The organism is Natronomonas marina (genome assembly GCF_024298905.1).
Classification (GTDB): Archaea; Halobacteriota; Halobacteria; order Halobacteriales; family Haloarculaceae; genus Natronomonas; species Natronomonas marina.
Window position 1 is genome coordinate 667668 of sequence record NZ_CP101154.1, and the last position, 22590, is coordinate 690257.

Annotated in this window: 20 protein-coding genes and 1 pseudogene; 11 read left to right on the forward strand and 10 right to left on the reverse strand. The window is 62.0% G+C overall.

Features of this window, described 5'->3' with window-relative positions; translation table 11 throughout:
* Positions 1-90: 90 nt before the first annotated feature.
* Both NLF94_RS03615 and NLF94_RS03620 read left to right on the forward strand, forming a co-directional pair.
* A complete protein-coding gene (locus tag NLF94_RS03615; RefSeq protein WP_254840104.1) occupies positions 91-666 on the forward strand; it encodes a DUF7342 family protein in 576 nt (191 codons plus the stop codon).
* Positions 663-1112: a toxin-antitoxin system TumE family protein gene (locus NLF94_RS03620; RefSeq protein ID WP_254840105.1), complete on the forward strand. Its 450-nt coding sequence runs from the start codon at positions 663-665 to the stop codon at positions 1110-1112. Before NLF94_RS03615 ends, NLF94_RS03620 begins: the two co-directional genes overlap by 4 nt.
* Before the next feature lie 7 nt (positions 1113-1119).
* On the opposite strand, the gene NLF94_RS03625 is transcribed toward NLF94_RS03620, so the two are convergent.
* The 6 genes and pseudogenes from NLF94_RS03625 to NLF94_RS20900 form a co-directional block, all read right to left on the reverse strand.
* On the reverse strand, positions 1120-1629 hold the full coding sequence (locus NLF94_RS03625) for an ERCC4 domain-containing protein (RefSeq protein WP_256558699.1): 510 nt from the start codon (positions 1627-1629) through the stop codon (positions 1120-1122).
* Between the two features lie 174 nt (positions 1630-1803).
* Positions 1804-3402 carry a sensor histidine kinase gene (locus NLF94_RS03630; RefSeq protein ID WP_254840107.1) on the reverse strand — a complete coding sequence of 533 codons (1599 nt, stop codon included), beginning with the start codon at positions 3400-3402 and terminating at the stop codon, positions 1804-1806.
* A gap of 219 nt (positions 3403-3621) precedes the next feature.
* Positions 3622-4449, reverse strand: a complete 828-nt coding sequence (locus NLF94_RS03635; protein WP_254840109.1) for an ABC transporter ATP-binding protein — start codon at positions 4447-4449, stop codon at positions 3622-3624.
* Between the two features lie 10 nt (positions 4450-4459).
* Positions 4460-6109: a hypothetical protein gene (locus NLF94_RS03640; RefSeq protein ID WP_254840110.1), complete on the reverse strand. Its 1650-nt coding sequence runs from the start codon at positions 6107-6109 to the stop codon at positions 4460-4462.
* Positions 6110-6145: 36 nt separating this feature from the next.
* Positions 6146-6985 (reverse strand): DUF6159 family protein, encoded by an 840-nt coding sequence (locus NLF94_RS03645; RefSeq protein WP_254840111.1) that lies wholly within the window; start codon positions 6983-6985, stop codon positions 6146-6148.
* 187 nt (positions 6986-7172) lie between these two features.
* Positions 7173-7508 (reverse strand): annotated as a pseudogene (locus tag NLF94_RS20900) (glycosyltransferase family 2 protein); the annotation flags it as partial.
* A gap of 123 nt (positions 7509-7631) precedes the next feature.
* Here NLF94_RS20900 and NLF94_RS03655 point away from each other — a divergent pair.
* The 3 genes from NLF94_RS03655 (at position 7632) to NLF94_RS03665 (ending at position 10530) form a co-directional block, all read left to right on the forward strand.
* Entirely contained in the window at positions 7632-7973 is a 342-nt protein-coding gene (locus tag NLF94_RS03655; protein ID WP_254840112.1) for an ArsR/SmtB family transcription factor, read from the forward strand.
* Position 7974: 1 nt separating this feature from the next.
* Entirely contained in the window at positions 7975-8289 is a 315-nt protein-coding gene (locus tag NLF94_RS03660; protein WP_254840113.1) for a DUF7521 family protein, read from the forward strand.
* Between the two features lie 1230 nt (positions 8290-9519).
* Positions 9520-10530 (forward strand): CPBP family intramembrane glutamic endopeptidase, encoded by a 1011-nt coding sequence (locus tag NLF94_RS03665; protein WP_254840114.1) that lies wholly within the window; start codon positions 9520-9522, stop codon positions 10528-10530.
* A 620-nt stretch (positions 10531-11150) separates the two neighbouring features.
* On the opposite strand, the gene NLF94_RS03670 is transcribed toward NLF94_RS03665, so the two are convergent.
* Positions 11151-12494, reverse strand: a complete 1344-nt coding sequence (locus NLF94_RS03670; RefSeq protein ID WP_254840115.1) for a cytochrome P450 — start codon at positions 12492-12494, stop codon at positions 11151-11153.
* A 268-nt stretch (positions 12495-12762) separates the two neighbouring features.
* On the opposite strand from NLF94_RS03670, the gene NLF94_RS03675 reads away from it, so the two are divergent.
* Both NLF94_RS03675 and NLF94_RS03680 read left to right on the forward strand, forming a co-directional pair.
* Positions 12763-13479, forward strand: coding sequence for a DUF5518 domain-containing protein (locus tag NLF94_RS03675; protein WP_254840117.1), 717 nt, complete (start codon positions 12763-12765; stop codon positions 13477-13479).
* A gap of 229 nt (positions 13480-13708) precedes the next feature.
* On the forward strand, positions 13709-13885 hold the full coding sequence (locus tag NLF94_RS03680) for a hypothetical protein (protein ID WP_254840118.1): 177 nt from the start codon (positions 13709-13711) through the stop codon (positions 13883-13885).
* A 930-nt stretch (positions 13886-14815) separates the two neighbouring features.
* Here the strand turns inward: NLF94_RS03680 and NLF94_RS03685 are convergent.
* Both NLF94_RS03685 and NLF94_RS03690 read right to left on the reverse strand, forming a co-directional pair.
* Positions 14816-15034, reverse strand: coding sequence for a hypothetical protein (locus tag NLF94_RS03685; RefSeq protein WP_254840119.1), 219 nt, complete (start codon positions 15032-15034; stop codon positions 14816-14818).
* Between the two features lie 366 nt (positions 15035-15400).
* Positions 15401-17116, reverse strand: coding sequence for an ATP-binding protein (locus NLF94_RS03690; protein WP_254840120.1), 1716 nt, complete (start codon positions 17114-17116; stop codon positions 15401-15403).
* Between the two features lie 24 nt (positions 17117-17140).
* On the opposite strand from NLF94_RS03690, the gene NLF94_RS03695 reads away from it, so the two are divergent.
* The 4 genes from NLF94_RS03695 to NLF94_RS03710 all read left to right on the forward strand — a co-directional run bounded on the left by NLF94_RS03695 (position 17141) and on the right by NLF94_RS03710 (position 20102).
* A complete protein-coding gene (locus tag NLF94_RS03695) occupies positions 17141-17326 on the forward strand; it encodes a hypothetical protein (protein WP_254840122.1) in 186 nt (61 codons plus the stop codon).
* Positions 17327-17619: 293 nt separating this feature from the next.
* Positions 17620-17988, forward strand: a complete 369-nt coding sequence (locus NLF94_RS03700) for an ArsR/SmtB family transcription factor (RefSeq protein WP_254840123.1) — start codon at positions 17620-17622, stop codon at positions 17986-17988.
* A 640-nt stretch (positions 17989-18628) separates the two neighbouring features.
* Positions 18629-19342 (forward strand): sensor domain-containing protein, encoded by a 714-nt coding sequence (locus NLF94_RS03705; RefSeq protein WP_254840124.1) that lies wholly within the window; start codon positions 18629-18631, stop codon positions 19340-19342.
* A gap of 412 nt (positions 19343-19754) precedes the next feature.
* Positions 19755-20102 (forward strand): hypothetical protein, encoded by a 348-nt coding sequence (locus NLF94_RS03710; protein WP_254840125.1) that lies wholly within the window; start codon positions 19755-19757, stop codon positions 20100-20102.
* A 215-nt stretch (positions 20103-20317) separates the two neighbouring features.
* Here the strand turns inward: NLF94_RS03710 and NLF94_RS03715 are convergent, their stop codons facing one another.
* Positions 20318-21940 (reverse strand): ATP-binding protein, encoded by a 1623-nt coding sequence (locus NLF94_RS03715; protein WP_254840126.1) that lies wholly within the window; start codon positions 21938-21940, stop codon positions 20318-20320.
* Between the last annotated feature and the right edge of the window lie 650 nt (positions 21941-22590).

A 22590-nucleotide genomic window follows, 5' to 3' on the forward strand; every position in this document is an offset into this window, starting at 1 on the left:
GTACGCTGTTGATTAGCCGCTTTGCCTCCGAATTCTGGGAATATACCGGTCTCGAAAAGATTTATTCCGACAGAGCGTCGTTCATTGGGTATGGAAGACCCAAGTCCCGAACTGAAGGCAGGGGCTGACGAGCGTCGGGACTCGCCAGACTTCGACGATCTCGTCCCGCCGGAAGAAGTCGTTTCCGGGGACCGCACTCGGGACGACTTCTTCGACGCCGTGCTCGGACTCGACAGTCCCGCGACAGCCAGCGAGGTCGCCGAACTCGCGGGGCACGGAGTAGACGCCGCTCGGGAGTACCTAGATTGGTTCGAACGCATGGGAATCGTCACACGAGTCACTGACTCTCCTGCGACGTACGAGCGGAACCAAGCATACCTGAACTGGCGGCGTATCCAGCAACTTCGGAACAGGTACGATGACGACGAACTCCTCGCGTTTCTGGACGATGCGGCAGAGCGCGACGCGTCGTTCGCCGAGACGTTTGGCGTCCCCTCGCCGGATGCAGTAGCTATCACCACCCACGCGGCTGATACTGGGCGGTCTGTCGAAGCAGTGTGGCAGGACGTCTCCGCGTGGAAGACGACTCGCCGTCGGATTGCTCTGCTCGAACGAGCGTTGCAGACTGACTCGGACGGTACTGCCGATCGACGTACTGTCGCATGAGTGGCGGACGCGACGACGCTGGCTCGACCGACGATGTCAGCGGCGCACCGATCGATTTCGACCGCCTGAACGCCATTGAAGAGCGATTCATCACCGACGACCGCTTCACAGAGGTCGAACGCCAGCCGGAATTCGCGCCGGATCGAATCGTCTGCCGCTACGATCCGGGGTTCTATCCACAGCGAGTGCAGAGCGCTCGGCTGGAGGTGGTGTGGTTCGAGAACGGTGACTTGTCGCTGCACTACCACGAAGAGCACCGGGATGGTGAGTTCGACCATCGGTGGGATCGGCACCCCTCGGATCACAACGCGCGTGATCACGTCCACCCCGGACCCGACGCGCCGACACCCGGCGACGACGCCTCACATCCGGCGGAGTGGCGCGACGTGCTGTCAATGGTTCTCGGCGAGATCGAAGACCGACAGCGAGCTTTCTGGGCTGAGTGAGTTCGCGTCAGATTTGTTCACATCGTCGTCGTAGACTGTGGCGGACGAGGAGGAGAAACGCACATAACTCGGCTCGTCTACGGGAGTCGGCGAAACGGAACGCGACGTTGTAGTGACGTGTCCACGCCGAGAGCGTCCCGACGACCTGGTTCGGATGGATATCCCGCCGCCGCATACAGCCCCGGTTGCGAAGGAGGGTTTGCCAGGATGTCTCTACGACGACCGCGAGGGGCTGTGGCCACTCGGTCGCCCGCCGTAGCTCGGACGTGAATCGGTCCCGTTCCCACGTGAGGGCGGTGAGGAAGTCGTCTCCGGACTTGCGTTCGACCGCGAACTGTGGGTGGTAGGTATCCGAATCCGGGTCGTGAGTACAGGCAGTCGGGACGGTGTAGTCCCCGGTCGAGAGCGTCACGTCGCGCGTTTCGACCCCACACCCGTCGAACGTCCAGGGGCGCTGCTCGCGGGTATCTCGCAGTACTGTGGTGGGAATGGAACTACCGTGTCGCGTCTCGTCCATCTACCGCGTTTTGGGACCGATATCGGAGATAAACCCTCGCAGCGAGGTAATCGGATTCGTGAGGGAGACATGAACTACCGCTAGAGAGTGCCCGGCGAACGGGCTTCTCAACTGACAGCTGTGTCCCTACTGAGTCCCAGATACACTACAACCGACCGTATCGGGCCTCGAGAGTCACTCGCCGGTTGGCGGAGCGTCGGGGACGGATATCGTGACAGTGGTACCATCTGACGTGTCGAACGACACCTCGCCGCCGAGCGTACGGGTAGCCCAGGTAAGTTGCCACAGTCCCAGTCCGGTCCCGTGTCGGAGTGGCGCCTCGGACCCGGTTTCGAGCGCGGACAGTTCCGACTCGGGGATTCCAGGACCATCATCGATGACCTGCAATTCGCACCCGTCTGGAGTCGACTGAAGCGCGACGGCCACGTCCGTAGCGTGCATGACCGCATTATCGACGGCGCTTTCTATCGCCGCTTCGAGAGCGACGCCGTCCGTCGTTATCACTAGCGACTCAGTCGCCTCGACGGTGACCGAAGAGTCGTAGGTCGCGACGGTGGCGCGAAGCAGTTCGGCGACGTCGACCGGGGCGTTTTCCCGCGACTCCGAGAGGAGTTGGTCGATCGTCCGTGCGTGGTCGCTCATGCGTGCGATACGATCCGTCGTCTCGATAGCCGTGTCCGCGTGGTCGTCGTCGATGGCATCGAGATGCGCGTTGAGGACATCGAGTTGGTTGCGCAGATTGTGTCGGAGAACCCTGTTGAGGACTGATAGGCGTTCCTTGCGGAGTTCGCGCTCGGTTACCTCGCGGAGACTGACCACGGTTCCCAGATGCCGGTCGCCCCGGTCGACTACTGTCGACACCTGCGCATCGTACTTCGCCGACACGCCCGCGACACTGAGCGTGACCGTCTCGGCTGCTCGCAAACCGTCAACGTCGGTCCCGAACATGTCTTCGACGGTAACGGTACCAGCTGCGGGGTCCGTCCCGTCCGAAGCGATGCGCATACGTTCGTTCGCACGTACGACTCGGTGCTCCTCGTCCGCGATCAACACCAGGTCGTCTGTCTCCTCGACGATATCCCGTTCACCGACGACGCCGACGGTCGGGGCTATGTCGAACGCGTCGAGTCGGAATACCGCGAGTCCGAACCCACACACTGCGCCGAGTGATCCCAGTACGTAGGCGGCTCCACCTGCCGTCCGGCCGAGTTGAGCGATATACGGAATACTGCTCCAGAACAACCACATCGCCGCCGGTGCCCCAGCGAGGGCAACACCTTGCCACACCGCGGTGTGGTCATATCGGCGCGTCGTCCGGACTACTAACACCATCCCGGCGACGACCAGCGTTAGTGCGTAATACCTGGCAGTAATACCAAGCAACCCGACAGCCTGCGTCGGCACGCCTGACACACCAGATAGGATAAACTGAATGATTAATACGAGAAGCGGGAAGGCGACCAGTATACTTGTTTTGAGCGTTAACGAGACGGGCCGGCCCGTGTACCGGAGTGCAAACATTGCCCACAAGCCGACGGGGAGTATCCAGACGAACGCCAGCCACTGCCCAACTTGACCCGTAAAATCAGTTACCGGAGCGAATCCAGTGAGGACGCCGACGCTGAGTACTCCGAGACCGACTCCGACCAGCGCGGTATATCCCGAGAACCACGCGGCTCCCGGCTTATCGTATCTGCGGGCGACCGTCGCACTAATCGCCAGGAGCCCCGCTGCGCTTGAAATACCTTGGGCCCCGACGATTTTGACGAGCATGAATTGGGTGTACGGTCGTTGGATATCAACGGGGAACACCTTGGTAAAGGATATGATTTCCGAGTAGCGACGTTCAGCCGCTGGAGCGAGCGTACGACGACGCTGTCAGAAACCGCTCGGTGAACCAAAGCGCAACGAGAGACCCCAATACAGTTCGCGGGAATTCAAATTAGTCGCTTCGAATCCCGCCCGAGTGGCAACTCGAAACACAGAAATGACTTACTCCGGGATAGATTCATCCCCGGGGTATTCGTCTTCGGTCGTGACTTCGAGGAAGACATCTTCGAGCGTGTGCTTCCCGTCGATCTCTCTGTCGCCTGTGAGTTCGCCCGGTGGACCCTCCGCGACGAGGTCACCATCGTAGAGGATACCGATGTCGGTCGCTATCTCTTCGACGACGGGGAGGATATGCGTCGAGAGGAAGACGGTGGTGTCCGCTGCAGCCAGGTTCGTGATAGTCTCCCGGACTGTTCGGGCGGCACGCGGATCGAGCCCGGACGTCGGCTCGTCGAGAAAGACCACGTCGGGATCGTGCATGATCGCCTGGATCAGTCCGGTCTTCTGTCGCATTCCTTTCGAGTACGTGGTGATCCGTTCGTCGGCAGCATCGGCCAGTTCAAACCGGGCCAAAAGCGTCTCGATCCGGTCGTCGATGGCTGCTGGAGACATGTTTCGGAGCCCGCCGTGGTATTCGAGCTGTTCGCGGGCGGTGAATTCCTCGTGGATCGGCGGTGATTCGGGTAAGTATCCGATGTGTTCGATGAGTGTCTCGCGGTCAGTAACTGAAGTCCCTGCGACACGTCCGGTGCCACTGGTCGGTGGGAGCAATCCTGTCAGCATCCGGATCGTCGTCGTCTTTCCCGCCCCGTTCGGACCGAGAAACCCGTATACTGCGCCCCGTTCGACGGTGAGGTCGAGGCCGTCGACGGCCGTCGTCTCACTGTACGTCTTCGTCAGGTCGCTCGTGCTGATCGCGGGTTGCCTGTCCGTTTCGATGGTGGCTTCTCGCTCGTTCGATGCCGACGTGTCGTTGCTGGTATTTGTCATTGTTCGGAGATCACCCGAGTTGGTAGTCTCGAAACCGCTGGACTGCGATCCTCGCGGCGGTTCTCGTGATGGCGACGGCGAGCAAAAGCGCGAGGAGCAGTGACCCGACCTGGATGCCGGCGGTCGGCACCCCGAGAGCCGCGATGCGCTCGGAGACGGACGGCGCCGTCCCCACGAAGGCCGGGAGACTGGCGAGAACCCCGATGGCGAGCACCAGCCCCTGACGGAGAAACGCCGTCGCGCCCAGTTCCCCGTAAACCGGGGTTTCCGTGAAGAAAAAGGGGACTGGAGCGTATTCTATACGCTCGATCCCCAGTCCGACCATGGTCGCGACCGACGCGGTACACGGGCAGATGACGCTACCGAGGAGCGCGATCAGGGCCGTCTGTGCGACTCCGACGGAGCCGACGAACCCGAGCGGGACGATGACGAGGGCGACGAGCGGGGCACCGACTACTGTTGCAGCGAGGAGCACTCCGCCGACGAACTGTCGCCCGGTAACCGACGTGAACAGCATGGGCAATGCACGATATTCGGTCCCGATCGGATCCGACCCGAAGGCGACACCAGCGACGAGGCCGAGCGTGACCGCGAAATACACCAGTAGCAAGGCCCTCCCACCGGCGAGCGCGACCAGCGGGAATCCGACCGCGCCCATGAACACGAGCGCGTACCCCGTGGACAGAAGCCCCCGTGGGACGCGTCGCTCCATCAACCATCGCTCCCGAGCGACCGTGTACATGGCACGCGGGATGCGATCACCGACGACTCGCTCTACTACCCCTGTTTCGAGCAGTGAATGCGAACCGCGAGAGCCTATCGAACTGGCAGAATCCTGTTCCCAGATGCGGCGTATGAAGACTGTCGCTCCGACCGCGAAGACGGGAACTGTGGTAGCGAGAAGACCGAACACGCCCACTGTGTGACGGACCGCCTCGCCTGTCCCGTCGAACGCGCCGACGAGCGCCATATCCACGAACCACGCCAGCGGCAACGCACCGAAGACTCCGGTCAACGGAGCGAGCGACAGCGACAGTTCCTCTAGGAGCATCGCACCGATCACGAGCGGGATCCAGCCGAAGACGATGAGGAGGTCTCTGTAGTACCGTGCGCGGACGAATCGGATTGCGACGAGTCGAGCCGCGAGCCTGCTGGTGGTCCCGAGTGCAGCGGCGAGCATGCCCATGCACCCGATCGCGAGGGTGACCGTGAGTACGGCCGTCGGCGCTCGGAGTCCGATGGCGGTGCCGATGGCGATGCCGAGCGTCGGCACGGCGAGCGTGGTGAGCAGGCGAGCGTAGACGAACCCCAGCAGGCCGAGTGCAGCCGTTCTGACCGGGACAGTCGTCAACAGCAGGTCCGGGTTCAGCCGCTCGAAGCGAACGTGTGTGTACTTCGAGCTGCGCCAGACCATCCACAGAAACGCGACGCTCACGGCGAAACCCACCAGGTCATCTGGAAACGGCTGTCCCGCAGCGATGTCGCGTCCCAATGCGTGTGCGAGCCATCCGAGGCCGCTGGCGAATCCGAGGAGGACGACAAGGAAGACAGGCTTTCCCGTCGACGGGATTCCGAATTCACGACGGTGGCGCGTCCACTCCGCACGGGTGATTTTCGCACCCTGTCGGATATCTGTGGGTATGCGAGTGAGCCGGGTCATCGTGTCTATGAGGCCATCTTTCAGCTGACTCGGTCGTTAGATTCGGCCGCCTCCGGAACCGCCGAACCCGCCGAAGTCCATGTCGTCGAAGAACGCCGGTGTGGTGCTCTCGGTCGCGTAGACGTACAGCGCCGTCTTGGCGACACCACTGAGCGCTTTCCCGACCAGCAGGCCGAAGACGAATCCGGAGCCACCGATCACGACCGCTGCCAGCAGCTGGACCCCCGTGCCCGCGGTCACGACGAACGTGAGGACACCGAGCGCGAGGCCGGCGAGCGCCAGCAGGAACGAGAAGACGTCGATTGTGGCCATCGCACCGATTGACTCCCCCCATGTGTTTTTGAACGTGGTAGCGCTCTCCGAGAACATCTCCGTGAGAGACGGGTCACGGAAGACGATCACGGGGACGACGAAGTAAGTCATCACGCTCCATGCCACCGCGAAGACGCCGGCGAGGATCTGCGCGACGAGGCTGTCTTCCGACTCGATGATGCGGATGATCACGCCGACGACCGCGGCGACCACCGACCAGGCTAACAGCGGTAATTTCCGCTGCCAGGCGGCGGCGAGCGCGCCACGGATCGACGGTTCCTCGCCGTGGAAGACAGTGCGAGTCGCTGCGACGAGGGCCGCAGTAAAAAACGACGCGACGAACGTCTCGACGAGATAGGCGAGGAACAACGCGCCGTACAGTAACACCCCGGGATCCCGAATGGAGTCCGTGACGAGCAGGCTTCCGAAGAGCGTTGCAATGAATGCGATCCCGGAGATCCCGCCGATCAACGGGAAAACCAACAGTTTCGGATGGACTCTGAGCACGCGACCGCTCCGGCGTGCCATCCCGAATCCGATTTTGAGTCGACTGAACACTCTCATACTTGATGGGCGTCTCCCGTGGTATTGACAGCTGTCCTGCTGTTCGGAGTCGGAGACGCGCCGAAAATTTTATTCCCTGAAACGACCCGTGAGCCGACACTTCCTCTGGGTCTGAAACATGCAGAACTCAGTTTCCGACCCCGGACTCCTGTTATCCGCTTTATTACACACCGGGGACTCGTGCCGTCCCTGAACGACGGTAGGGCTCATGGAGGCGGTCAAGCCAGTCCGGGGAGTGATGAAAGTCATCGTCGGTCCAGACAAGACGGTCGTGGCTGGCGGCTTCCATCCCAGCTGCGATAGCATTTGTTTTCCCGGAACACCCGCCAGGGTCGCCGGCAGGGATCAACTGGACGTTCCCTGGGAGGAGTTTTCGGTCCGCAACCGGGTTTTCTTCGCTATCGTGGACGATGAGCAGTTCATCTTCGGGTCCCAGCTGTGCGGTGACCTCGTCACAGGCGTCAGTCCAAGAAGCCGTCGGGAGGAGTACGCTTGTTGGTGTCCGAGTCTGTGTGTTAGACATCCGTACTCGAAACGTGAGCGTGGATATGGATGGTAGTTTCCTGTGGCTTCTCTGACTGAAGCCAGACAGAAAGCCTAGAACGGGACAACCTATATTGACGAAAGAAGAGATGGCCCACGTACAGTGTCCGACGTGCGGGATCCTGAAGCACTCGCAGACCTACTCGGTGACGAGTGTGCGCGCACGATTCTCGTCGAGGCAAAAAAAGAGCCTCGCTCGGCAGCAGAGCTCAGCGACTGCGCCGGGGTCTCGGAGCCGACGGTCTACCGCCGACTCGAACGCCTCCGCGAGTACGATCTTGTCACCGAAGATATCCAGCCAGTCACCGATGGGAAGAATTACAAGCTCTATCGGACAGAACTCGACGGCATCGAACTCGATCTTAACGAGGACGGCTTCGAGATTACGGTTTCACGTCGGGAACGGATGGTCGACCGCTTCACACAGTTCGTAGAGGGTACCTGACATGCTCGACACGCTACTCCAGATCGATCTCGAAACGCTGCGCACGATTCGACAGGTGAGCGAGGTGATTCCGATGCTCCTCGGATTGGCGATTAGTTACCTCGCCTACACTGCATACCGTCAAAACCAGAGCCGTCCGATGTTATACATCGCGGCCGGCTTTGTGCTCGTGTTGTTCGTTCAGGCTCCGCTGGCCCTGATACTGATTTACGTGCTGGAGCTTCCAACTCCGGTTCTCAACAGCATTATTCAGATTCCGGAGTTCATCGGTCTGGGCCTGATCCTCTACGGGCTGTGGATGCCGCGTCGGGACTGATATTGGTGGTTCACGTGTGTGTCAGTTACGGCCAGACGAGACCTGGTCGTGCGTCTTTCCAGACGGATCAAGCGTGTCATAGAATCAATCACAGATCACGAGAGCCACTCGGTTATTGAATGGTCTGCATACGCGATACCCACGGTCAGCACGAACAGTCCTGCTACCATGAGATACACCAGTACAATATATTGTGCGGAGTGGTCGTCGATCTGTGTAGCGAAGCCAATTCCAGTGAGTGGAATCACTAAGAGAGCGACTGCGTACCGTGCTTTTCGAAACCAATCATCAGTCCGGAATCGAAGAGCCTGTCATATCAGACTTCGGCCTCAAGCTGTTCATAAATGCATGAGCGTCTTACTGTGACAGGCTCAGATCAGTTATCGGTCATTCTTATACAATTAGGGCCGCCAGAGTCAACTAGTCCAGAGAGACACTCTCCTCATTGGATATCCTGAACAGCATATCAAGAAGCTACACCCCACATCCGCTATTCACGAAAGCTCAGTACGGTCCCGATTGCTATCAGTTCACAGGCAGAGCGGGGACGTGCCCTGGGCTATTGTTACGATTCATACTGATTATTGTAGATCATTTCCGGATCGCGCCGACCCGGGGTCGGCGTGCACCGGTACATTGCTACAATAATCAGTATCAGTCTAGCTATTCTGGAACACACGAACACCCCGAATCAACACCCCCAAACCAAATAGCGCGACTATGCCTTGAGCCGCAAGCGGTTCAATTAGCAGCGCAGCACCCAAAATACCGATGCTGCTCAAAATCAAGCCTATTGCGCCGTGCCCTTTGATCGGTTTGTTCATATAACAAATTAGTGATCTCTCATATCGGAGTGTCGTTTATACATCTCACAGCTCCGGGCCGTCTCCGCATGCGAATCACAACTGGCTGTGTTTTACCCAGGCTAATAACTCGTCGCACGAAGTTTCGCTCTCTGAGATTGCGCCGTGGAGCATCTTCTATGACACGTGTACCGTGGAAGGGAGTCCACTCTTTCGATCCGTGGATGTCGAGGTAATCAGCGAGTGCCACGACCGCGACGACATCCTGACCGTCGGCTCACAAACGCCCTCGTGTATCGGGAGCGAGGTATGTTCCCAGCGAGTAGAGTGACGCCACGCCCTAACCCATATGGCATAGTAGGTTAACTTCAGCGAGTGAAGCCAGGAACACCGCCCTTTTCACATGCATCCATAGGTGTAGCTGTCGATGCCCGAAACGGAGACTGACAGCGACCTCGAACGGACCGCATCCCGGTCGGCCGATACCGACCGGCGAGCCAACGGCGATGGAATCACTGGACACGTCGTCTCGGTGCTGTGGAATCGAACCGAGGGTCGCCCCCGTGCACTCTGGCGGATTTTCGGAGTTTACGTCGCCTCGTTCGTGGGGATATTCATCCTTCCGGCACTGGCACTTGCGGGGACCGAACTTCCGCCCTCCGTGACCGGAGCCGCGACCAACGTGATTGGTGCGCTCGTTGGACTTCTCGTTGCGATTGTGTTCGCGAAGTACGTCGATCGGCGACCGTTGACCGACTACGGACTCGCGTTTGGCCCGTCTTGGCTGAAGGACTTCGGCGCTGGCAGCGTCATCGCCCTGGTGGGGATGGCGGTGGCGCTTCTCGTGAATCTGCTCGCCGGGTGGGCGACCGTCTCCGAACTGTTCTCGGGCGGCGCTGGTGCGAGCGTGTTGCCGTTCGCCGCCGCGTTCGGAGTGTACACTATCCAGTGGGCGTTTACAGCCTTCTGGGAAGAGCTGATCTTTCGGGGCCTCATTCTGACGAGCGCCGTCGAAGGGCTCCGGAGCCGGTGGCTGTCCGACCGTGGCGCAGTCCTGCTGGGAGTAGTGGTGTCCTCGCTGATCTTCAGCATTGGCCACTTCCCGGGCTCGCTGGAAACGTTCGGATTCCGGGTAGTGCTAGGGATTCTGCTCGGCGCCGCGTACGTGTGGACCGACTCGCTGGCACTGCCGATTGGCCTCCACTTCCTGCTAAACTTTACAATAAATAATATCTACGGGCTGGCGAATTTCGGTGAGGCTGCGGAGGTTCTACCGATGCTGATCCGGCCGACGTTCACTGGCCCGTCACAGTTCGTGCAGGTGTTCGGGTTGGTTAACCTCGGAGCGATGCTCTGTGTTGCTGCCCTCACCGTCGGATACGTTGCTCTCCGGAACGGTGACTTCGAATCGCGGCTGTCGTCGGCATACATACAGTGAGAGTGACCTGAACACCTCCGACGTAGGACGCGCGCATTGACGTGCAATTGGTCGACGAGTCGTCAGGTCGAAGACGTGCTATCGGTGCGCCTGTCAGGGCGTTGGAGAGGCGTGTTACGTATCCCGAATGCGGACTACACGACAACGCGGACAATCAAAGGTACGCTCACTATTGATGAGCCAACTGCTGATAAGTGGCTGTCGACATGGATCGATAGAATCGGGTACTACGCGCCATACCAGTCGATTTCGGAATATCGGTGAGATACGCAGACCGCCCCCTCCATAGCGGGTGTAGTCTCAAAACATGGACAACAGGGCGTATCTGAGTACTGGCCACTCCGCCTATTGTGACATCACGAGCTCGAACCACTCCCGGCCCTCAGACCCGTCTGTCACAGACACCGCCCACCCGTGATCTTATACGATTTGCTTCACGATGGTTAGTTCGAATCCGATGCCGTCACCCGTCGAAGAATGGTCCCGTCCGAAAATCTCCTCGCGCCGTTCTGCGGGAATCCCAGACTCATCGTTTTCAACGTAGCTAGTGCAACTGGTGAGACCGCCCGGTCCCAGTCGCCCCGGTCAGTTGTGTGCTGGAGCCGTCTGGAGAGCGGCGGTCACTCGCGCCCGGAGAAGGTGGCACGGATCGGCTCACCGGGGTGAACCGTCGACCCGACATCAACGGTGACGTCGTCCCGGTCGTGAGTGACCCGACAGTGCCCTGCGATAGTCGCGAGCGCGAGCGTGAGCTCCATCCGTGCGAAACGCATCCCGATGCAGTGGCGCGGCCCGCCCCCAAACGGGAAGTAGGAGTACTCCGGTCGGTCACCCGGCGGTTCCTCGATACCGTCCCACCGGGAGGGGTCGAACCGGTCCGGGTCGGTCCACCACCGGTCATCGGTGTGGACGTAGAACTGCGGGAGCACGACGAACGTGTCCGCCGGCACGCGGTACTCGCCGACGACGACGTCCTCGTCGGCCTCCCGGAAGATGGCAGCGGCCGGCGGGTATCGCCGGAGTGTCTCTCTGAGTACCTGCTTCGTGTACGTCAGGTCGGGAAGGTCCGCCAGCGTCGCGGTGGCACCGTCCACGATGTCGTCGACCTCCGCGTAGAGCCGGTCGGCAACCGCTGGTTTCCTGCCGAGTTCGTAGAGCGCCCACGTCAACGCGGTGGCGCTGGTCTCGTGACCGGCGAACAGGAAGGTGATGAGCTGGCTCCGTAGCTCCGATTCGGTGGGACCCTCGTCCGACCGCTCGCTGGCGGTGACGAGTGTCGACAGGATGTCCTCTCCGTCGCCGTCTGGCTCAGTTTCCGCGACGAGGTCGTCCACGACGGTCTCCAGCTGTTCGACGCCGCGACGGTACCGGCGGTTACCGGGTGTCGGCAGCCAGTCGGGAAGATCCACCGAAACCGGATTCTGACTGCTGCGTTCGCGGATCGCTTCGGCGCCCGCCCGGACCGCACGTCGGTGCTCGTCCGTGTCGACGCCCAGCAGCGTCTTCCCGAGGACCCGTAGCGTGTACGTCGATGTCGCCTCCGTCAGGTCGACAGCCTCCGGAGTCGCCGCCCGTTCCTCGGCCATCGCGGCCGCGTACGTCGCCATCGTCTCCGCGTAGTTCTCGATACGCTCCCGGTAGAACAGCGGCTGGAGGCGGGTCCGCTGTGTCTGCCACCGCTCGCCGTCTGCCAGTAACAGACCGTCGGAGAGAACGTCCACGCCGCCGGCACGTTCCGGTTTCCGGAAGCTGTCGAACTTCTCCACCAGGACTTCCTCGATAGCGTCGGGGTCCAGTACGCCGACCATGTCGTGGGTGCCCATCGAGAACCGAACCACGTCGCCGTGACTCGCGACGTCGTCGTAGAACGCATACGGGTCGCGGCCGAACGAAACCGCGCTTCCGAGGACTGGCAGACCAGTCCGCTTGGGTGGCAGGGTTCGCTCGCTGTTGCGTTCACTCATATCACTATCTGGCCGACACTGCCCGGTCGACGGACCTCAACGGGGCTGACCGTGGTCGGGACGGGGGCGATACCAGCGATGGGTTTCGTATCGGGCGAAATCACAGTTTAGAATCCGAGCCATACGTACTTGAATCGGTGTCGAGAATTTCAGACCCAGAGACGAACACCCCACTGACGGGCGGTGAGAACCCTAAGCCATTTCACCGCGTCTCAGTCTCTGAAACGGTGCTATACGGTACATGACCCGGTCGCTCGTCACTTCTGGTATGGGTGATGCGAAGACTGCAGCGAATCCCGGTCGAACCGACGCGAAACCGCCGACGGCGAGCCGTGACCCCGTTCCAGCGGTGGTCGACTGGGTCCTGGGCGTCGTCGCTGCCGTGGCCGGGTTCGCCCTAACCGCGGTCGGCGCTGGACTGTATACCCGGGTCGACCGGGCCGTGATAGCGGAGTTCATCGCCGCCGACAGTACCGAGGTGAACGGACTCACGCCTGCTGAGGCGGTCACCGCTGGGGTGCCGTTCGTCGACTGGTTCTCGGTGGGGGTTGCACTGACCGGCCTCGGACTGGTCGCCGTCGCCGCGGTGTTCGTCCGCGCACGCCGGCGGACCCGTCGTCGGGTCGCCGGCGAGGGCGGGACGACCGCCACGTTCTGGGCCAGCGCCGTCTACGGCGCAGCCGTGACTGCGCTGATTTCGTTCGTCCCCGGGTCGGGAGTCGTCGGCGGAGCTCTCGCTGCGTATCTTCACGAGGGCGAGTCCGGCCTGCGGGTCGGCGCCACGACGGGACTGGTCGGCTGGGCCCTGACAGTTCCGCTGTTAGTGTTTCTCGCGGTCGCGTTCCTCGCAGGAGCCGGGGCGATAGACAGGCTCGCGGGGGGCGTCGTCCTCGTCGGCATCACGCTTGTCGGCGAACTCGCCGCGCTCGCGCTCAAGGCCGGGTTCGGTGCGCTCGGCGGCTTCCTCGCCGACCGTTTCGTCTGACGGTCGACGGCGACGACAGACCTCCCGTCGCCCCTGGCGTTCGCATCGCTATCGAGATGAGGGGAGTCGATGACCCGCTTACCGGTCGTCGCCAGTTCTGTCGTGACTACTGCCGAACACAGCGCGCGTCACAGAGACCACTCGCACATGACAAAACTGGATCGACGTCGAGACTCCACACACAGACACCCGGAGCGGGTTCCTGTCGTGGATAGCGACCGCCCGCTGCATGCTCCTCTCGAAGAGTACGCTTCCGCCCCGAGAGCGGTACGACCGCTCAAAACAGGTCGAGAAACTCGTCGACGACGATAGCGCCGAGTTCCAGCACCACGCCTTCGCATCGTTCGAATCGACTAGATTGCTCGCCTTCCGTCTGACATTCGTGGTTGTTTTTCATGAGTTCTGAGTCTCTCAGAGAACTGTTCGAACCGTGAGATGCCGCATTATCGCGGTCTCGGTCAGGGTTCCGGTGACTGGGCTGTGGATTGCTCTCCGTCGTGTGTGTCTCTGACGTGAGTGCGTGACTGCCGTACCGAGTCGAACTGGCGCGGACAGTGGGGACACGTGATCAGGGTCATGAGGCGTCCCCCTGTTCGCTGTTCGATAAGGCCGGCACAATCGGCTCTATCACCGAAATGAATCCGGGTCTATTCTGAAGCGGTATCGTACTATCAGTTACACCGAGAAGGGTCGTGGAGAACACTCGTGTGACCGTGTTCATACTCGTTCACTGGGACGGAGACAGTATAACCATCCAGCAGTGTCTCCCGTCCTGAGACGCCTGCTGGAGGCCGGACTGCAGAAACTCGGACCCGATATACGCGCAGTTAGCCCGGTCCGTGAGCGGCGTATCAGAGGAGAAGTACGTCCCGGAACGAGATCTCCGGGAGTCGTTGGACCCGGCGGTGACGATGAATACGTTCTCGTCAGAATATCTGCTACCGCGCGAACCGAAAACGGTGGAGGGCGGACAGGGACCAACAGGGGTGTCTGGTCGGCGGACTGACCGGACTTCTCCCGTCGGTGGTCCCGTTCTACACCGAACAGGCGGCATGGGCCCAGACCCCATTTCTGTGCTGGTTTGTCGCGACGCTGCCCTGATTCGTATTCACGGTGACCTACATGGGCACGCGAACCCGGATCCGCAAAGGGACGGTCGCACTGCTCGCCGCGCCGTATTTGATCCTCGTCACGGACCTGCTCCTGTCGCTCCTCCGGGACAGTGACCTGCCGCTTTAGAACACCGTCGGCTCGCTGGTGTTCGTCTACGTCACGTAAACCCCGCCAGCGTCTCCGCGTCTGAGACGCTTGCAGCGGTCGTCGGTCGCCCGACGGATCAGGGCGTGGTATCCGTCGACGTCGTCGGAACGAAGTCGGAAAAGTTCTCGCCGACCCGGAAGGCGACCGGGTCGTCCATACCGGCGCCACCGACCACGACTGCCAAGCGCTGGTCGTTGGGCGTGTCTATCTCGACAGTCTCGGTCGCCCGGGATTCACCACCGACGTCGTCGTCCAGGTCGACGGTGACCTCGTACCCGCCCGACCCGCCCCACACGTCGAGTACGCCGCGAACGACTGGCCGTCACCGGTGTCGGTACGCGAGGAGATCAACTCGAGTGTCTCGTCGAGGTGAGACTCGTCGTCGGGACCCGCTACCGCGACCGAACCGGCGAGTCGCCGGTCGATCTCGTTGAACACGTTGACCTGGTCGTGGAACTGGTTACCGAGAGCGTCGAGCGCACCGCCACACCCTGCTGTCGCCGCGGTCACTGTCGTCCCGATGGCGGCGAGAAACGCTCGTCGAGAGACTGGACCACTACTGGAGGAGATTCTGGGGGACAACGTTGCGTGTGGTCGGATCCACACTCCTGCCATATGTAAATCAGAGCGGTGAATGTCGCCCCGAGAAACACCGGAGCCGTTATCCGTCCGCCTTGACGGATTCTCTGCGGTCGTCAGACGCGTATTCGGCGTCGTGGAGTCGAACGGTCACGACGCTGCCCTCGGGGTCGTTCGCCTCGAAAGCGAGTTCGCCGCCGAGTTGCGTGACCGCCCACTTGACGGTCCAGAGTCCGACGCCTCGCCTGTGTTCGAGCGACGTTTCGGTCCCGTCGGTCAGGATCTCTCGCTCACGTTCCGGGATCCCGGGCCCGTCGTCCGCGACGGCGACCTCAGCGGTGGCCTCGCCACGAAACCGCACGCTGATCTCGACACGCGGGGACGACCCGTCGGTGTGTTTGACAGCGTTATCGACCAGTTCCGAGAGGAGTTTTCGAACGACGGCCTCGTGAGACGAGATCTTCACTTCGTCGGGATATGAGAGCGTTATATTGCTCTCTGGAACGGCAGTCCGGTACTGCTCGGCGACGTCTCTCGCGATGGCCACGAGGTCTATGCGTTCGGGGATCTCAGTGCTGGCCTGCATGACCTCCTCGGCTTCCCTGGCTCTCTCGCTGAGATCGACGAGGTCTGTCGCGCTGTCGCGTATCCCGGCCCGTAGCGTCTCGTCCTCGATGCGGTTGGCGTGGGCGAGGACGACGTCCAGTTCGTTGCGGACGTTGTGCCGGAGGACTCGATTGAGCACCGTGAGCCGCTGTTCACGGGTTTCTCGGTCGGTCACGTCCCGGAACACGACGGCCCTGGCGACCGGGTCGCCATGCGCCTCATCGTTGTCCCCCGTAGAATCGACCGCCGACACGCTGTATTGGAACTGGCGGCGTCCTTTCGTCGTCTGTAGTGGGACCGTCCCAGTCGCGCCCGCAGAGAGGTCGGTTCCCTCGATACCGTCGACAATCGACTCGATCGGTTCGCCGACGATAGCGTCCGAAGACCGGTCGAACAGTCGCGCCGTCGTCTCGTTGGCGTCGAGCACGTACCCATCCCAGTCGAGGACGACCACCGCCTCCTGGAGCGCCTCCACGACCCGGGTCCGAGCGACTGATTCAGACCTGGGAAAGCCAGTCATGACCGGATATCGCCTGATTGCGACGGCGAACAGGACACCTGACGTGAGTAAGCCGACGGTGACGCCGTTGGCAGACGAGGCGCTCGTCCCCACCGCACCGCCGAGATAGGGTGCACTGGTCGCCAGTAACAACACCACTATTTGCAGGGTAGAGATACGGACGTGCCGCCAGCCGAGGCGGACCAGAACGTACGCCGCGTAGACAAAGAGTGCAAACAGGTACAACACCGCCGCGGCCAGCAACGCGAACAGCACGCCGACCACCGGACGGCCTATCGAGTCGGGAACCTGGAGCGCCGAGACGATCGCGATAGCACCGCCCAGCACTACTGGGAACACGGTCCCGGCGAGCATGAGGGTCCGTCGCCGCGTCAGACCGGTCCCGCGGCCGGCGTACCCGAGGACGTACGTCGTCCAGACTCCCGGAACGACGAGTCCAACTCCCAAGAGCGCCAGTTCGAGCGCGCTCGTCACGTTGTGGCCTGCGACCGCTGCGGCGAGTTCCGCTCCCAGCGCGAGGACTGCCCACGCCGTCACCAAGGCGAGCAACGCCACGAATGTCTTACCACTGGGCCGGTTCCGAGACTGAAACGCGGTCCAAGTCGTCCAACCCAAGAGAGCCACCGCTGTGCCATCCAGTGCGACCGCTCCGAGCGTACCTGCTAGTGACATCGGTCGGCAACCCTGCCCACCCGTGTGCCCGTCGGCGCCATCACCCACCGTGACCCCCGCGGTTCGACGGCCCTCGTCTCGGGAATCACCCTGAGCGTCGAGGATTCCCGACGGTTCGGTGCTCCTTCGCCGGAGGGCGTCGCGGTCGGTGGCGCAGTCCCGCGGGAATCGGTGTCCGAGTCGATAGCGCCGCAGTTGGCCTTCCTCTGAGGGGATCGACCGCCCGTCCGAACGCGGTGAAGAATCCAGGTGCGGACCGTCCGGGGGACCCGGGGCGACATGGTGGACGCTCGTCCCCCGGAGATTATAAAAACTGAACTGATGTCTCAGGTTCAGCAACGCGGTCTGCCCGGACGCTCGGGCCGGCTTCGGTCGAAGCGAGAACCGTACTGCCACCTGTCTGGGTGTCTGTCACATGCCGATAACTAGAGTGGGGGTGATGCGGCAATGCGAGATAGTAGCGTCTGGCTACAGGGAGTCTCTGGTACACGGATCGAGTAACGATGTCACAGTCAGATTCGGTCCGTGTTGCCACCAGCCCAAGTGTCGAACGACCCGCCGACCCGCTAGCGGACGACGAACCGACGGTCGACGTGCCGGAAGTCCTCTCGCTGATGAGCGACGAGTACGCTCGCGAATTGTTGGGCGTGCTCATCGAGGAGTCACTCTCGGCCCGGGAACTGGTGGACCGGCTGGACATGTCCCGGGCGACCGTCTACCGGCGGCTGGACAGGCTCGAATCGGCGGGGGTCCTGGAGACGTCGATGTGCATCGACCCCGACGGCCACCATCGCAAGTGTTTCCACGTCGTCGTCGAGCGGATGCAACTCGCGTTCGACTCGGAGGGCCTCACGCTCGAAGTCGGTGAGTGAATGACCCGGAATACGTTCTCACAGGCACTCTTCTGTCGGAACCCGTACCGCCCCAGCCCCGTCCACTTACCCACGAGTAGCCGTACTCTCACGGACACGTCACGCGACAGGTAACCCTGTTCCGCCCGTCAAGAACGGAGGGGTCTCCGACGACGATGTCTTGACGCGACGTGGGCGATTCGTTGCTCGGTCGAGAACCACCTGAGAGCTACCGTGCGGTCCGAAAGCGGTCAGAGACCGACTCGCCGACGCGGACGGCGACCGACTCGTCCGAGCCGACCGCGACGGCACAGTGCCCTCCCCAGTCTCGCCGGGAGCGACCGTCTCGCTCGCCTCCGAAGTCCCACTGACCTTGACCTCGGTGAACCCGATTCGACGTCGTACTCCCCTGTGCCATCCCGGATGTCGCCGCACGCGACGACGGGACTCTCGTCGCCGGAGTCTGCCGGTGACAGTTCGAACGTTTCGTCGAGAGCGGTATCCCCGCCGGGGCGGAGTGCGACCGTACTCCCATCGTCGAACGCAGACGGACGGCAACCCGGTCTCGGTCGCCCTTGAGGCCACTTAATTCCGGGGGACGCGTCACAGGACCAGCACCCGTCCGATGGGAGTTTTCCAGTCGAGTCACCACGATACGACCATGGGTCGAACCGCACAGCACGAATCGCTCGAGAACGGTGACCGGTCGCTCGCGAGTCGCGTCTTCGGCGTCGGCTTGCGACGCGAAACGTACGCCAACCTGGCGTATCTCCTCGCCCGCTTCCCGCTCGGCGTCGCCTATTTCGTGACGTTCGTCGCCGGACTCAGCATCGGACTCTCGCTGGTCCCGCTGGTCGTCGGCGTCCCGATATTGGTCGGGGTCCTCGCGCTCGCGGGGTACGTTGGGGTGCTCGAAGCCCACCTCCTCCGCGGACTGCGAGGCAGTTCGGTGTCATACGCCCCCGCCGATCCCGGTGACCAGCCCCTGAGTGCGTACGCGAAGTCGGTCGTGACGAACCCACGCAACTACCTGCTGGTCGCGTACGCCCTCGCATCGTTCGTCGTCGGTGTCCACTTGTTCACCGCTATCGCGGTCGTGTTCACGCTCGCACTCGCGCTCGTGGCTGCCCCGGCGCTCTACTGGCTGCCCGGGGTCGACTACCAGTTGACGACCGCGTCCGGCGTCGTGGACCTGGGGCCGCTGACCGTCGACGTCAGCTCCCTGAGTGGGGCCGCTATCGATACGCTCCCGGAGGCGCTGGCCGCCTCACTGCTCGGGGTCGTCGTCTGTCTCGTCGGCCTGCACGCGGTCAACCTGACCGCCCGACTTGTCGGCGGGCTGACCGAACGACTGCTCGGACAGACCCCGAAGTGACAGCGGGAGTACTGAGCGCGGCGATACATCGGTTTCAGGTTCGAGCGTGACGTAGAAACCGGTACACGCATCGTCTATCCAGGTTTTGTCAAGACCCGCCTGCGAGATGCAGGGCGCGTCTGTTGCGCTCCAGTTGTGGATGCAGAACACGACACCACCTCCAAATACCGGCTACGCCACTGTCCTCAGGCTGACCGGAGAATCACGCGACGTGTTGCTCGACCTGAGACGCTCCGCGCCTCGTTATATATTGACGAAAACAAGATATGGTGCATTCATGAAGTTACGCAACCACACAAACGGAGTGTCGACAACCCGACGGCAGGTTCTCGCGGTGAGCGGAACAGCCCTTCTGACCTCGGTAGCTGGGTGCAATACTATATTGAAACCAGTTAGAGATGCCACGAGTGATGTGGCACTCGAAGAGGTAAACGTGTTCAACATGGCAGACCGACAGATCAAGGGCTCGATCGAGGTAGTTGATCCCGCCGGCGACACCGTTCTTGAGAAGACGTTCGACTTAGAGCACGAGCAGGATCAGAATAGCGGTGACGTGTTCGGAGCCACCGGCGACTATGCGGTCAGCGTTGAACTCACGAATACTGCTATAGAAGGGAGTTCGAAGGCAAATAAAACAGTGTCTATCGACGACACGGACGAACAGAGGATCGGTGTTGTGTGCAATACTAACGAGGAGTATGAACCCATCGTCATCCGTGTTGGCACTACACCGAAAGACTTCCTTGAGGTCGCGAACTGATATTGTCGGTCCTGATGCTGTGTAGATATTTGCTACCTGTAGTGACAAATGGCTCACTGACGCGCGGGCAACAGTATATTGAATATTCAGGCTTTTTATCTATCCGCTCGTACCGAATCGAATCGGCTGTGAACGTTTCCATGACACGCTGGGATAGAGGCCAGCCTCCTGGTACATAGGCTGTCCAGCCCTCACGGTAGCGTCCTCGGTCACGGCTATCCGTCCGCGTCACGAATCATCACGTCGGGAAGGCTGACCACGACCGCCGTGCCGCCGAGGTCACTTTCCGCGAACGAGAGCGACCCGCCCATCGCCTGGACGGCCCAGTTCGACCCCCAGAGGCCGAGACTACTGGCGTGTTCGAGCGGGTCCTCCTCTCCCGTCTCGATCACCGACCGTTCGTCGTCGGGGATGCCCGGACCGTCGTCGGCAACGGCAATCCGGATCCCGGATTCGCCCCGTTCACACCGCACCACGACGCGGGGTGACGGGGTATCGTTGTGTTCGACGGCGTTCTCGACGAGGTGTCTGAGCGCATACCGGCACAGTTTCGCGTCGAGGGTGACGGTCACGTCCGGGCCCGTGACGCTCGCGTCGGCGTTCGTCCCTGTCGTTACGTCGGTGACGACATCGTTGAGCAGCGTGCGCAACTCCGTCGGTGTCCGGTCGGCGACCGACCGCCCCATCAGTTGCTGGACCTGTCGCGTCTCGTCGCTCAGCCTTCCGAGTCGGTCGACGCCCGCTATCGCCTCGGTGAGGTCGGCCTTTTCCGCGTGGGCGCGGATCACGTCCAGTTCGTTCCGGACGTTGTGTCGCAGGATGCGATTAAGAACCGCCAGTCGCTGGCGGCGTATCTCCCGTTCGGTCACGTCGATGAGCATGACGGTGTGGCCGAGCGTCTCGTCGAACTCGTCGACGAGCGGCGAGACGCTCGGCTCGAACTGTCGGCGTCCCAACGTCGTCCGACAGGTGATCGTCTTGCGGTCGGTCAGCGTGGCGACCGTGTGGTCGGTCACGTCGTCCAGCGTCTCGGGGTCGTCGAAGCTCTCGACGGCCGAATCGTTCGAGCGGACCACTCGCCGCTCCTCGTCGAGGACGACGATCGCCTCATCGGTTTCTGTGAGTGCCGCTCGTTCGCCGAGCCGTCGCGTCCCGGGGAGATGCGTCACGAGGTCGTATCGCGTCACTCCCAGCGCGAGACTCCCCGCGGTGGTGAGGAACGCGCCACCGATCAACACGTCGTTTACCACCGGCGTCGACGGACGAGTCGTCTGGAACGCAAACACCAGGGCAACGACGGGCAACACGACGGTGACGCCCTGGGCAGTCGACAGCAGGTCGTGTCGGTAGGTGGTGACGACGACGGCGATGACAAGTGCGAACACGAAGGTTACGAGTCCGAGCGAGAAGACCGATTGAACGGTCTGTATAGTCTGAACCGCCCCGTCGCTCACCGGGCCGTCCTCCAGGACCAGGGACGCGACAATCAAGCCCGCGGACATCGCAACGACACTCGCCCCGGCGAGGATCCGCCGGCGGGTGACCTGCTGTCCCAGCCCGATGTATCGGGTCGCGAACACCGTCCACGGCACGACGATCAGGAAGTAGCTGATCCAGCTCGCCTGAGAGGTGATGGAAGTTCCCACTCCGAGGGCTGCGTACGCGACATTGAAAACCGCGAACGTCCCGGCGAGGACGACGTACGGGCGGGCGAGTCCCGTGTAGACCGTTCTCCGACGGAGGCGTCGGAAGACGGTCACTGTCACGAGACCGGCGACGACGCCACTCACGGCTGGGGGACCGACCCTGAGAATCGTCAGGGCGTCGAACTGAAACACAGTAGGGAATCGAAGGGGGCGCGGGTAAAAATGGTTTGACCGTTCGCGGCGAGACCCGACGCCCCCGACAGTTTGCCCGCTCGGCAACGCCGCCAGCGTCGGGTCACTTGCTCGCACGACTGCGAGTCTCCGGACAGCGCCCGATACCGCCGTTCCTAATCCAGTCCGCCGGTCCGAAAGGTGACTCTGCTCGGGCGTGGGTGTCTCCGGGTCTGAAACACCGCACCAGCTTTACTCACCTGCTCACCCGTACCATCGAGTGCATGTCGAAACTGAAAACAGGCGCCGTCGTCGCGGCCGTCGCGACTGCGACTGTCGTCGCCGCCCGGGCGCTCGAAGACTGACCAGCCCCACAGGGCCGGTTTCGTCGCACCGTGCCGACCGAGTCGAGGTATCGTACGCTGACCGACCCCCGTGACACGCGTTCTCTCCTGTTCGCACTCGCGTCTCGTGTCCCACCGGACCACAATGCGTCGTTCGTGCACACCTGTTCATTCTGTCCCCGCGACAGGACTCCCCTCCCTGACAATCACATCTAGATCGGTCGTCTGCCGTCACCGGGGCCAGTCTCCTTGACCGCGGGGGTGGCGCCACCCGGAAGCGACCGGCCGGTATCTTCTGGTCTGAAACGCCGAACCCTGGATTCGCCG

What these genes read in the sequence shown, in the direction of transcription:
- NLF94_RS03615 (WP_254840104.1), top strand. Translation starts at nt 91, where the DNA reads ATGGAAGACCCAAGTCCCGAACTGAAGGCAGGGGCTGACGAGCGTCGG.
- NLF94_RS03665 (WP_254840114.1), top strand. Translation starts at nt 9,520, where the DNA reads ATGCCCGAAACGGAGACTGACAGCGACCTCGAACGGACCGCATCCCGG.
- NLF94_RS03660 (WP_254840113.1), top strand. Translation starts at nt 7,975, where the DNA reads ATGCTCGACACGCTACTCCAGATCGATCTCGAAACGCTGCGCACGATT.
- NLF94_RS03670 (WP_254840115.1), bottom strand. Translation starts at nt 12,494, where the DNA reads ATGAGTGAACGCAACAGCGAGCGAACCCTGCCACCCAAGCGGACTGGT.
- NLF94_RS03690 (WP_254840120.1), bottom strand. Translation starts at nt 17,116, where the DNA reads ATGTCACTAGCAGGTACGCTCGGAGCGGTCGCACTGGATGGCACAGCG.
- NLF94_RS03705 (WP_254840124.1), top strand. Translation starts at nt 18,629, where the DNA reads ATGGGTCGAACCGCACAGCACGAATCGCTCGAGAACGGTGACCGGTCG.
- NLF94_RS03640 (WP_254840110.1), bottom strand. Translation starts at nt 6,109, where the DNA reads ATGACCCGGCTCACTCGCATACCCACAGATATCCGACAGGGTGCGAAA.
- NLF94_RS03630 (WP_254840107.1), bottom strand. Translation starts at nt 3,402, where the DNA reads ATGCTCGTCAAAATCGTCGGGGCCCAAGGTATTTCAAGCGCAGCGGGG.
- NLF94_RS03675 (WP_254840117.1), top strand. Translation starts at nt 12,763, where the DNA reads ATGGGTGATGCGAAGACTGCAGCGAATCCCGGTCGAACCGACGCGAAA.
- NLF94_RS03645 (WP_254840111.1), bottom strand. Translation starts at nt 6,985, where the DNA reads ATGAGAGTGTTCAGTCGACTCAAAATCGGATTCGGGATGGCACGCCGG.
- NLF94_RS03680 (WP_254840118.1), top strand. Translation starts at nt 13,709, where the DNA reads ATGCTCCTCTCGAAGAGTACGCTTCCGCCCCGAGAGCGGTACGACCGC.
- NLF94_RS03700 (WP_254840123.1), top strand. Translation starts at nt 17,620, where the DNA reads ATGTCACAGTCAGATTCGGTCCGTGTTGCCACCAGCCCAAGTGTCGAA.
- NLF94_RS03635 (WP_254840109.1), bottom strand. Translation starts at nt 4,449, where the DNA reads ATGACAAATACCAGCAACGACACGTCGGCATCGAACGAGCGAGAAGCC.
- NLF94_RS03625 (WP_256558699.1), bottom strand. Translation starts at nt 1,629, where the DNA reads ATGGACGAGACGCGACACGGTAGTTCCATTCCCACCACAGTACTGCGA.
- NLF94_RS03620 (WP_254840105.1), top strand. Translation starts at nt 663, where the DNA reads ATGAGTGGCGGACGCGACGACGCTGGCTCGACCGACGATGTCAGCGGC.